11 protein-coding genes are annotated in these 11815 nt (G+C 30.1%); 2 read left to right on the top strand and 9 right to left on the bottom strand.

Going from position 1 to position 11815, the window contains the following annotated elements; translation table 11 throughout:
* Positions 1-31 precede the first annotated feature (31 nt).
* From B2P65_RS15190 to B2P65_RS15160, 7 genes are all read right to left on the bottom strand, one after another.
* Positions 32-559 (bottom strand): YeeE/YedE thiosulfate transporter family protein, encoded by a 528-nt coding sequence (locus tag B2P65_RS15190; RefSeq protein WP_150841602.1) that lies wholly within the window; start codon positions 557-559, stop codon positions 32-34.
* 12 nt (positions 560-571) lie between these two features.
* Positions 572-805: a sulfurtransferase TusA family protein gene (locus B2P65_RS15185; protein ID WP_035132122.1), complete on the bottom strand. Its 234-nt coding sequence runs from the start codon at positions 803-805 to the stop codon at positions 572-574.
* Between the two features lie 19 nt (positions 806-824).
* A complete protein-coding gene (locus B2P65_RS15180) occupies positions 825-1505 on the bottom strand; it encodes a YeeE/YedE thiosulfate transporter family protein (protein ID WP_346847813.1) in 681 nt (226 codons plus the stop codon).
* Positions 1506-1725: 220 nt separating this feature from the next.
* Positions 1726-2688 (bottom strand): ABC transporter ATP-binding protein, encoded by a 963-nt coding sequence (locus B2P65_RS15175; protein WP_346847655.1) that lies wholly within the window; start codon positions 2686-2688, stop codon positions 1726-1728.
* Positions 2689-2699: 11 nt separating this feature from the next.
* Positions 2700-3644, bottom strand: coding sequence for an ABC transporter permease subunit (locus B2P65_RS15170; protein ID WP_346880451.1), 945 nt, complete (start codon positions 3642-3644; stop codon positions 2700-2702).
* Positions 3634-4614: an oligopeptide/dipeptide ABC transporter ATP-binding protein gene (locus tag B2P65_RS15165; protein ID WP_346847657.1), complete on the bottom strand. Its 981-nt coding sequence runs from the start codon at positions 4612-4614 to the stop codon at positions 3634-3636. The genes B2P65_RS15170 and B2P65_RS15165 overlap by 11 nt, the downstream gene beginning before the upstream one ends.
* Before the next feature lie 28 nt (positions 4615-4642).
* A complete protein-coding gene (locus B2P65_RS15160) occupies positions 4643-7075 on the bottom strand; it encodes an ABC transporter permease subunit (RefSeq protein WP_346876630.1) in 2433 nt (810 codons plus the stop codon).
* Between the two features lie 654 nt (positions 7076-7729).
* On the opposite strand from B2P65_RS15160, the gene B2P65_RS15155 reads away from it, so the two are divergent.
* Positions 7730-8056, top strand: a complete 327-nt coding sequence (locus tag B2P65_RS15155; RefSeq protein WP_346876632.1) for a hypothetical protein — start codon at positions 7730-7732, stop codon at positions 8054-8056.
* Between the two features lie 141 nt (positions 8057-8197).
* Positions 8198-8524 carry a hypothetical protein gene (locus B2P65_RS15150; RefSeq protein WP_346876633.1) on the top strand — a complete coding sequence of 109 codons (327 nt, stop codon included), beginning with the start codon at positions 8198-8200 and terminating at the stop codon, positions 8522-8524.
* A gap of 712 nt (positions 8525-9236) precedes the next feature.
* On the opposite strand, the gene B2P65_RS15145 is transcribed toward B2P65_RS15150, so the two are convergent.
* Entirely contained in the window at positions 9237-10034 is a 798-nt protein-coding gene (locus tag B2P65_RS15145; RefSeq protein WP_346880450.1) for a DMT family transporter, read from the bottom strand.
* 426 nt (positions 10035-10460) lie between these two features.
* Positions 10461-11741 (bottom strand): serine dehydratase subunit alpha family protein, encoded by a 1281-nt coding sequence (locus tag B2P65_RS15140; RefSeq protein ID WP_346880449.1) that lies wholly within the window; start codon positions 11739-11741, stop codon positions 10461-10463.
* Positions 11742-11815 lie beyond the last annotated feature (74 nt).

Raw genomic sequence — 11815 nt, 5'->3', positions numbered from 1 at the left:
AGAAAGAGGACACATGTCCTCTTTTCCATTTTTATATAAAGAATTTAACTAAAATCTTAACTCCTACCCATGTACCCAACATTACAAAAATACCAAAAACCCAAGCGTGTAAGGAAAAAGACGGTATACCGCTGAAAAAAGCACCAATGTTACAACCAACGGCAAGCCTAGTTCCATATCCCATCATAATTCCTCCTAAAAGAGCAATTATAAACTGCTTTTTACTCTTTATTTTCTTCCATTTAAATTGGGAAGCTAATAACGTTGCAACTAAAGATCCTAAAATAACACCTATATTTAAAATTGTATATTGATTAATAAATATGTTTCCATTGGAAATTATAGGACCGTAGTAAGATTGAAAATGACTAAAATACTCCCATTTAAAGGGGTCTAACCCAAACCATTGTAGTATGCCAATACCCCATAATAAAAAACCACTAGTTATTTGCCAGCTTATACCAATTAGACCTAGTAAAATTACATTCATTACTCCTAATAAAATTCCACCTACCCAATAAGGCCAAGGTTTCTTAAGATATTTTATTATAGACTTCATTTTATCTCTCCCCTATTTTCCTTTTGGCTTTTGAATATATACTTCCCACTCTCCTCTACCTAATTCCACAAGCTGTATGGGATATTCCTTTTCTAGTGCCCACTTCTCTATATCAATTGCTACACAACTATGATCGCAATTAAGAATTAAAATATCTCCTGGCTCCATTGTTTTAAGCTCCTGCATTGCCCTTAGCAAAGGAATAGGACATAATTCGCTTAAACAATCTACCTTTCTTACTGTCATATAAGCTCCTCCATTACAATTATTTCAAATGTCTATTTTCATACCTTAATGCTAATTTATATAAAATTATTAATACAACTATCTGCACTAAAACAACAATTTTCAAATCAAAATGCTCTAAAAAGTAAATGGTCTTAGCATCCTTAATAAAATGCTCATACCAAAAAGAATAATCCTTAGCTCCTAGTAAGGTTCCAATTATGAATCCTATAAGGACAACCCAGTGTAAAGCATGTCCTTCTCCTATTCTCATCAATACACCTGAAGCACAGCCTCCAGCTAAAACCATTCCAATACCAAATATGAAAGCACCAATCATTACATGAATACCTACTGAACTAACTGCTCCTGGAATCAAATTGTAATCAATACCTTTATTATGAATATATCCAGATTGAATTACAGCAAAACCTACAGTACTTACAATCATAGCTAGTATCATCCCTCTTAACCCTCTTGTATTTCCACTAATAAAAGGATCTCTAAATGCTGCTGTAAAACAAAATCTCGAATATCTTAAAATAATACCAATTATAATACCTACACCTAAACATACAGCATAATTAAACTTGCTTTTCCAAAGTATAGCACACATTATTAATGTAATTAAAAGCAATGCAACACCGTAAGGAATCTGAGAATTTTCCTTTTTTACTTGACCTTGTCGTTGCTTAATCAATTCATCCATTTCTTTTGACAACATATTATCATCCCTTTAAATAAAATTAATATTTCGTGCCTCAAAATTATATATTATGCCCATATCATAAACCAATAATATATATTGGTCAATATTTTAATAAAAAAACAATTTGCTACCAATACTAAAATTATGGTAGCAAATCATATTTATATTTACATGAATTTTCTTTTATATAAAATGTTATTTTTTCAGATGATTTATTTAAAAACACCCTAAACTAATCTTCATGAAGCCAGCATCTAGACCAATGTCCTTTAAAAACCTCTTTTAAATCTGGCAATTCACTTCTGCATTTATCACAGGCTTCATGACAACGATCTGAAAATCTACATCCCTTTGATAATTGTGATAGATGTGGAACATATCCTTCAATTGTATCTAATCTCCTTTTTTTATCATCTATTCTTGGAATACATTCCATAAGCTTTTTAGTATATGGATTTATAGGCTCTTCAAATAGTTCTTTATTTGGTGCTATTTCCATAACTTTTCCACAATACATTACCACTACTTCATCTGCCATCTCTGCTACTACTCCCAAATCATGGGTATTTAATATTATGGACATATTGTATTCACTATTAAGTTTACGTAATAGATCTAAAATTTCTGCTTGAATTGTAACATCCAAAGCCGTTGTAGGTTCATCTGCTATTAATATTTTAGGATTACAAGCTATTGCCATCGCTATCATAAGTCTTTGTCTCATTCCCCCACTAAACTGATTAGGGAGCTGATGATATCTTTCTTCTCCATCCGTAATACCAACGGCTTTCATTAACTCTATAACAACCTTTTGAGCTTCCTTCTTACTAATTTTTTTATGAATTATGAGAGCTTCTGCAATCTGTTCTCCTACCTTATTCATAGGATTTAATGTTGTCATTGGATCCTGATATATCATAGATATTTCATTTCCCCTTATTTGTCTCATTGCCTTTTCACTCTTTTTAAGCAAATTTTCTCCTTTATAATGTATTTCTCCATGAATTATTTTTCCTGGAGCATCAATTAACCCCATGATAGATAAAGCAGTCACACTTTTACCACTTCCAGACTCTCCGATAATCGCCATTGTTTTACCTTCATCTAGGGTAAAGTTTATATCATCTACTGCAGGATATTCCTTTCCATTCAAATAAAAATATGTTTTTAAATTCTTAACCTGAAGTAATGTCATCTTATCCCTCCTTAATGAAATTTTGTCTTAGGTACTATAATATCTTTTAACACATTAAAAATCAGAAAAATAAAATAGTAAAAAATCGCCAGAAATAAAATAAATGTAGTAAAGGCTATTCCACCTTCATATGGTGGAATCAAATCTGTTGTATAAAAAAGTATCATATAAAATCCCATTCCTCTAAAGTAAAATAATCTTTCTACTATAATAAGACTTGAAAACATTATACCCATAACTGTTGGAAATCCAGATAACACTCCATAGATTATGCTTTTCATCATGTGGTTTTTTATAATTTGAACCCTAGAACATCCCTTTCCCCTAGCTGCCAGTATATATGGCTTTTCAAAATTTTCTTCTATTGTAGTAGCTGTTATCCTTGCAATATATGCTGCTGGAAGTATTGATATTGATATTATAGGGTAAATTGCATTTACAAATCCTTCATCTCCCAATGCTGGCAGTGGCCCTAAACCCAATAATGAAATTCCGTTGTTATATAAGTATATAGCACCCATCTGTACAAGTACTATTGTTAATATATCTGGGATTGAAAGAGGTATTAGAGATTGCAGTAATTTTATTGTTCCACTCCTCTCCCTCTTTCTACTATCTATAATTCCTTTAGGAATTCCAATAACAACTGCTAAAAGCGTTCCAAAAAATAATATAAATAAGCTTTTAGTTGCTGTTTTAAGTAATAGTTGTCCTATAGTTTCTCCCTGAACCTTAATATTAAATTCTTCACCTCGCAAAAATATTTTAAAGTTATTTCTTATGTTTTCGATAACTCCATCCATATTCATATTAGGTGTGTGTTTTCCATTGTATGAAACTATATCAAAATCTAATGGTATTCCTGTTACACCTATAACAAGAAATACAATTACAAGGAGTATTAATATATTCATAAGAACTTTTTTAGTTACCACCTTTAATATTTCAGCTTTCATTTTTACTCCTCCCATCTTCATATAAATGGCAAGAAACTAACCTTCCATTATCAAGTTCTATAAGTTCTGGCTCAACAGTTTCACATTTAGCCACTCTTTTAGGACATCTATTGTGGAATGCACATCCTGATGGTATATTCATTGCACTAGGTATTTCACCTTGAAGCTTTATTCTATCAATGCTTCTGCTAGGCTCTGGTACTGGTGAAGCAGACATTAATGCTTCAGTATATGGGTGCTTTGGAGAGTCAAATATATCATCTACACTACCTTTTTCTACTATTTTTCCAAGATACATCACTGCTACTTTGTTACTAACGTGCCTTATTACACTTAGATCATGGGATATAAATAAATATGATAAACCAAACTCTTCTTGAAGATCCATAATAAGATTGAGTATCTGTGATTGAACAGATACATCTAAAGCTGATACAGATTCATCACATACTACAAACTTAGGTCTTGTTGCCAAAGCTTTGGCTATTGCAATTCTTTGTCTCTGACCTCCACTAAATTCATGAGGTAACTTATTAGCATCCTGTGCTGATAATCCTACCATTTCAAGTAATCTTAACACCTCTTTTTTGTATTCTAATGGCTTAACTATATTGTGTATTTGAAGTGGTTGAATCAAAATATCTTCAATAGTCATTTTATAATCTAATGCAGAATAGGGATTTTGAAAAACTATTTGTAAATTCTTTCTTAGCTTTCGGAATTCTTTGTTGCTAATGGTACTAATATCTCTTCCTTCTAAGAATATCTTTCCGTCACTTGGTTCTAAGAGTCTTAACATCAATCTCCCTATGGTTGATTTACCACTTCCTGACTCTCCAACAAGACCCAAAGTCTCTCCCTTTTCTATTTTAAAGTTAACACCATTTACTGCATGTACAACCCCTTTATTCACACCAAAAATTTTGTCTTTTATTAAAAATTGTTTAGTTAGATTTATTACTTCTATCATGGTTTTTCTCCTTTTCAAAGGTTTCTTACTAATCCATCATATAAGAATTCATTGTCATGGTATCTAATATAATTTGTCCAATATCTTTCATTTTTTTATAATTTACATTTTCTAAGATGTCAATACTACTATTAACTCCCTCTGTGGAAGAATTCCCTATTGCCACACTTGAAAGTGCATTTAAGCTCAAATTATTCATAGCTTTTGTAGTTGTATAATCATTATGAAATCTTTGGTATTTCACATCCATTTGTTTAAGTCGCTTTTCCATTCCCAGCCCCATAAGATAATTACTTTTCTCTCTTATCTGAGCTTTAGCAGTAATAATATTTAAATTTTCATCCTTACTATAACCTGGATAGCTTATATCAAAATAATAGTACTTATGTGATATTGCCATATTTACAGGTATATTTCTTGTTATATTGTAATCATAGGAACCATCAACATTTGAGTACTTCATAAAATCATATTCATTGTCCCAGAATATAAATTGAATTGATTTTTCCAATGGTTCCTTTGCAATAGACAACATCCTTGCTACCTCCAGCGATATTGCAGTAGGAGTTGCTGTCATTGCATGTGTACTTTGAGTTTCATTTATATGAACACCATCATAGCTTGCTCCTATTAATATTAATTCGCCTGGATCTTCATATGTTTTGTCTTTTCCAGGTAAAAACGCAGTAATATTTCGTCCATTATATTTAGGCATCTCTGGATAATCAAGGTCTATTTCAACTTCTCTGTAACCAGCTTCTAACTCCAACCTTAAATTATCAAAGGGAACAATAATAGTAGATTCAGAAAGGTATACGTTGGTGTTTGTATTGTAGCCTTCTGATAATATAAACTGTATATCACTAACTGCTTTATTATTAGGATTATTAGTAGTATTCTGAGATTCATTTCCTAGACCATTGAAATTTCTCTCAATTGAAAAAAACTCTGTACCCTCTGGTATATTAATTATATTTTCAGGTTCTGCAGCAACTCCTTTATAATGCAATTCTTCTTCTGGAGTATCATTAAATATATTTTTACTTACAGATATAATTGTAAAGTCTTGATTAAGATAGTAAGTCTTATCCTCACCTTTGTCATCTTTAAGCTTTATACACCCTGATTCAATTACCACAGGAGTCAAAGTTTTAGGCTTTTGTGCAAAACTTTCATTTTTTATTTTATCTGTAGTTTCTATTAATGATATATCTAGGGTATTCACCTGATATCCATAGGATTTTAAAGTATCAATTATATATTCTCCAGCTAAATATCCACCTTCAGTTCCAGCTACCCTACCTCCATATTTGTCCTTTGTAAGTTCTTCAAGATGTAATTTTGCTTGATCTATGTCAAATTCATAAAGGCTTGGATGCCAAGGGATTATCGCCCATGTAATAATTCCTATTATAATTAAACTCTTGATAATTACAGGTTTGTAGTATTTCTTAATGTCCTTAATTTGAGATATAAACATTTTTGGTGATATTAGATAACCAATTTTTCTAATAGAACTAATCACTCTAGAATCTCTCTTTTGAAATTCTATTTTTAATCCTTCTCCTGTAAGGTTTATCCCAATGATTGCAATACTAAAAACCAATATAGGATAAAGGGTCATCCAATATGTTGCTTGGTATTTTTCAACATTTTCTGCAATTCTAGAAAGGCTACCTCCCCATTCAGGTTCTAAATTCATTGCATAATTTGCCTTAAAAGCTAGTTCATTGATAGATCTTGTTACTCCAACAAAAATTTCAAGAACTGCTAACTGAGCAATTAAAAACAACGCCATACCCATTTCTTTAAAAAATAAGCTTATACTAGTTGGTAATATGTGAGGTAAAACATTTTGACGTGCTATTTGCAGTTTTGTCTTCCCTATAGCTATCTCACCTTCAATAAAATCTTCTTCCATAACCATCCTAGTTGAATCTTCAATTATTCCAGCCAACTTTGCCCATCCCACAATGGTAAGTACTATTGCAAAAGCAAAAATTGATTTATCCATTTGTAGATTTCTGAAATATCCAATGTTCAAAATTACAAAGCTAAATAAAAGCATAGGTATAGCAGTAAAAAATGTATTAAATATTTTTATTATATTTGAAATAAACTTTATACCCATTCCTGCAGCTAATCCAAGGGGAAGAGCTAAAATCATTCTAAATATACCTATAAGTAGTGCTAACTTTAATGTATTTCTTGTTCCATATACAAGCCTTGAATATACATCCCTTCCAGCATCATCTGTTCCAAAAATATTATCCTTATTAGGCGGCATTGGGTTGTAAGCAAACTTTTTCACCCACTCACCTTCCTCTTTGTACTCTATATACTTAGGTGCTTCTTCAAAAAGAGGATCCTTTGATGTGAAAAATTCTGGGTAAAAGGCCACAATTGCTAGAAATATTACAATTATACTTCCAAGAAGTAGTGGAAAATTTATCTTTTTCATTTTATAGGTACTTCCCTTCAAATAATATTTTACTCATAAGTATATTTTTATTCTATATGTAAATTAATAGTTATATACTTGTCTATTATTTTATCTAATCGTAAAGGTTTCATCAATGAATTTCAAATGCCATATTTCAACATTAATCGTAAAACCCCAATATTTTTTCAACATAAAAAACCAGCAAAGATTATTATTTTTAATCTTAACTGGTTTATACATGGATTATTGTATAACTTTCTTTAGCATTATTGTGATATTCTAATATATAACTTCTAATTTCTAATCACATTCAAATTCAATATTAAAATTTATTTTTATTCTCTATCATTTTAAAATTATTATATACACAACTATACACCTGTAATGCTATTTAAATAACATTCCTGTTATAAAGCTAAATGAACTTTTTAAAAAAGAAACTCCACTGATAAAATACTGGATATAAAGACTTGTAATTCTTATACCTAATTAATAATTATCAGTGTAGGTACTCAATATAAATTATACACAAATATAAATAATCATAACCTACTTTTTAAACACCGTACTATTCAATTTTCAAAGATAATTTTATCTAACGTACTTCCTAAATCGTAAATCTGTATATTATCTTTTCAACTACATAAACTATTGTTGAAAGGTGGTCATTATATGAAAAAATTTACTGTTATGCTATTAATCTTGATAACTCTAATGTTTGGTGCATCTGCTTCTACTCCTGCATTTGCCCAAAATCTATTCAAAGAAGGCTCATATAAATTATCAGACTTCGTTCCTGCAAAAAACAATTCTTACTTCGTTCAGAATATTTCATCAAAAGGTAATTGTTACTTCGCAGTTATGGGTGAAAATGATACCTTATTACAAGTTATATACCTAACTCCAAAATCGTCAAGATATAATCTAATTCCTCTTAAATCAGAATATAAAATTTTTATAGTTGGAGATGGTGAAATATTCATTAAAGGTGTTGATTAATATATATTTTTCTATTTAATCTTAAATTAGTAATAAATAAAATATATATTATTGATATGTATTCCCTTTACAAATACTATAAAATTTTTATTTTACATTATTTTTTGACTACATAAACTATTATCGAAAGGTGGCTATTATATGAAAAAATTTACTACCACATTAGTAATTTTGATTGCATTAATACTTAGTACTTCTATTGTAGCTCTTGCATCTGACAACACTACTTATAAAGAAGGTATTTACACATTATCAGACTTTGCTCCTACAAAAGATAATCTTTATACTATCCAAAACATTTCATCAAAGGATAATTCTTACTTAATAGTTATGGATGAAAATCTTACTTCACTGCAATTTCTACGTTTAGAGCCTAAATCTCCAATACATGATTTAATTCCTCTTACTCCCAAATATAGAATTGTTATATTTGGTGCTGGAGAAGTACTTATAAAACCAGCAAAATAAAATATACATTTAATATTTCATTGTCATATGAGAATACCGCCTTACAGCAGTGCTCTCATATGACCTTATTCTTGATCTTAAAATTTTTTTAATTATTCTTAAATGCTTGGCTCATAGTTCATAAAAATTAACTCACCCCTAACTAGTATCTTATCAACTGTAGCTCTATTTTTAGATACTAATTTTTATGTAACTAATAAAATGAAAAATGATACTGTTAATATTTTAGAAAGTATAATTATAAAAAATAATTTGCCACGAATACAAAATTTTTGGTAGCAAATTGATGACAAATCATATTTCTATTTATATTAAAGTATCTTAAACCCTTTATTTATATCACTAGTTTACCTACACACTCAACATGAGATGATTATTTTGTTTTTTAGAAAACTATTAAAAAAGTTTTTGAAAATGAAAAGAGCACATAATCAGATTTTTAATCTGTTCATGTGCTTTTACTTTAATCATCCCTTTAATACGTCATCAAAAAACATATTAAGACAATTTTTGCTTATCACTATATAATGAATTTTGTTAAACAATAATACACTTCAATAGCAACGTCATTCCATTAACCACCGAATATACACTTAACATTAGTTTTGACTTCCGAATTTCTAGAAAAGATTATACTACAACATCATTTTTTTACTGCACAGCAGTATACATTCTATAAGCGATCCATAACTCTTGCTTTTTGATGAATCTATTACATAATATTTTGGTCTAACAATCCAGGCAAAACCGATGATAATGACCCTATAAGTATAAATATAATCCCAATAATCATATTAAATGGTATAATCTCATGTAATAAAATTAGTGCAAGAATTGGTGCTAAAATAGGTTTTATGAAAAATACTAATGAAGTTGCTTGTGCAGATGTCTCTTCTAGAGATTTAAAGTAACAAGCATACCCTATACCTGTATTAACAACAAATATATAAAGTAAAATAGGTATTAATCTTATTGAATACCCTGTAAATAAGGTTATATCACAGAATATGGAGAAGCCCTTTAAACTAAGATAACTAGAAACATAGTTATTGTGACTCAATGCAATTAATGTTAGCAACTCTAAACTTCCAAATATAAAACTAAAGCAAGTAACTGTTATTCCTCCATATTTTTCACACTTTCTTTTTCCTAAAACTCCGTATAAAGCAAAAGTTAGTGTTGATGCGATTGTTAGAAGCATACCAAATGCACAAAGTTTTGTGTTTAACGGATTTATGATAATTAAAGTTCCTATAACTTCAAGAATCAGTGCAATAATATTATTCCTTTTTACCATTTCTCCAGCAAAGAAAAAAGCTAAAATTGTAACAAAAACTGGATTGCAACTAAATAAAACGGCAACTACAGCTGCTTTCGTAGTCTGTACAGCTAATTGATATAACCCCATACTTATGACAATACCCAAAAATCCCAGAAAGGCAAAATAGCCTAAATCACCTTTAATAGTTATATCTTTCTTTCTAAGCGACTTCAAAGCAAATGGGGCCAAAGATAAACACCAATAAAGAATCTAGTAAAAGTGATCTGTACTGGATTAAATGCTACAACGACAAGTTTAAGTGCTATTTCCAATGTACTGAAAATAATTGTTGTTAAGACTATATATAAATAACCCTTTTTCAAATTTCCCTCCAAAATAAATATAGTATTTTAATCAATTTATATTATTAATATTTAATCTTATATTTGATATGCAAGTCTTATAAAGGGGTATGGAGAGGACTTAGCCTCCCCAACCATTTGAAATTTGCAATTCTCCTCTTTAAGGCTTTAACTATTCTCTGCATCTTTACATGACAATGATCTCATTTTTGTATATATTATAATTTTTCTTATTTCTTCGCTCTTTTTACTACATGTGTTATATAAAACAAATGAACTATTCGATAAGATCCCCTCATCCTGTTTATCATTTTTATTGATTGAGCATTATTTTCAAAATCTCAATATCTGTATCTTTCATTCCTTTACGTGCGAGTCTTCCAACAGCAGAAATAGTTTTTTCAACGTTTTCTTTTACAATACCCGAATCAGCTGCAAAAGAAATATCTTTCATGGCAAGAAAATGTCCCATCAAGGCGGCATCTAAACTTGATGCTATTTTGGCAGCACAGGATTCTTTTGCTCCATCACATACTATTCCTGAAACATTTACAATAGTGTTTGTTATTGTCTTTTCAATTTGCTCTAGAGTTCCACCATCTATATACGTTATTCCAGCGCCACTTCCACATGCAGCACTAACGGCTCCACAATAAGCTGATAATCTGCCAATTCCTGTTTTTTGATGAATTGTAATAAGGTTAGATAATACTAATGCACGAAACATTCTTTCATCTGAAATTTTCTTTTCTCTAGCATATATAACAACTGGCAAGGATGTGGTCATACCTTGATTTCCACTACCTGAATTCGTAACTACAGGCATGCTGCATCCACTCATTCTTGCATCTGATCCAGCCGCAGCATATGCTCTAATCTTAGTTAAAACATTATCTCCATAATTGTCTAAAAGCATTTTCCCTATATTTACCCCATATTTCTTAGATAGACCTTCTTCTGCAATTTTTAAATTGTACTTAATTTGCATAGTTAATAAATCTTTGACATCTTCAACACTTACGATATTAGCAAACTCATAAATATCTTTTACATTCAAAGTACTTCTGTCTGACAATGGTGCATTATAGTTTTCCTTTTCAAAACTCTTTTCAAATATAATAGAATGGTTCTTTTCAATTCTTGATATATTAGTATGAGTATGAATTATTTCTACCTGAGTGTATTCTTCTCTGAACATAGCATTTACAATAATATGAAGACTTGCATCATCAGGTATCATTTCAATACTGCATAGTTCTGTTTCTAAGAATTTATTAACTTTATCAACATCAGCCTGAGTTACTTTTGACAACACCTCAAGGCCTTTAGATGAATCTCCAGCAATTATTCCCATAAGAGCACTCGCCTTAATTCCTTTTAGACTGCCCGTATTTGGTACTACAACTGATTTTGCATTCTTTATAATATTACCGCTACATTTTACGATTAATTTATCGGGAAAATTGCCTAAAACTTCATGAGCTTTAGCAGCGGCATATGCTATAGCTATTGGTTCAGTACAACCAAGAGCTGGCACAAGTTCTTCTTGAAGTATTTTTATGTAGGCAGAGTATTTATCTTTACTAAAATTCATTAGAATTCCTCCGATCTATTGTTATAGTATATAGATAAGAAATATTTATTTTAAACACTTCTCTCTCTATATTA

Origin of the sequence: Clostridium sp. UBA3061 (genome assembly GCF_002367465.1) — a bacterium.
GTDB classification, from domain to species: Bacteria; Bacillota; Clostridia; order Clostridiales; family Clostridiaceae; genus Clostridium_J; species Clostridium_J sulfidigenes.
This window is presented reverse-complemented; position numbering and strand designations above follow the sequence as displayed.

Coding starts and splice junctions, on each gene's coding strand:
- B2P65_RS15150 (WP_346876633.1), top strand. CDS start 8,198: ATGAAAAAATTTACTACCACATTAGTAATTTTGATTGCATTAATACTT.
- B2P65_RS15170 (WP_346880451.1), bottom strand. CDS start 3,644: ATGAAAGCTGAAATATTAAAGGTGGTAACTAAAAAAGTTCTTATGAAT.
- B2P65_RS15140 (WP_346880449.1), bottom strand. CDS start 11,741: ATGAATTTTAGTAAAGATAAATACTCTGCCTACATAAAAATACTTCAA.
- B2P65_RS15190 (WP_150841602.1), bottom strand. CDS start 559: ATGAAGTCTATAATAAAATATCTTAAGAAACCTTGGCCTTATTGGGTA.
- B2P65_RS15185 (WP_035132122.1), bottom strand. CDS start 805: ATGACAGTAAGAAAGGTAGATTGTTTAAGCGAATTATGTCCTATTCCT.
- B2P65_RS15155 (WP_346876632.1), top strand. CDS start 7,730: ATGAAAAAATTTACTGTTATGCTATTAATCTTGATAACTCTAATGTTT.
- B2P65_RS15175 (WP_346847655.1), bottom strand. CDS start 2,688: ATGACATTACTTCAGGTTAAGAATTTAAAAACATATTTTTATTTGAAT.
- B2P65_RS15165 (WP_346847657.1), bottom strand. CDS start 4,614: ATGATAGAAGTAATAAATCTAACTAAACAATTTTTAATAAAAGACAAA.
- B2P65_RS15160 (WP_346876630.1), bottom strand. CDS start 7,075: ATGAAAAAGATAAATTTTCCACTACTTCTTGGAAGTATAATTGTAATA.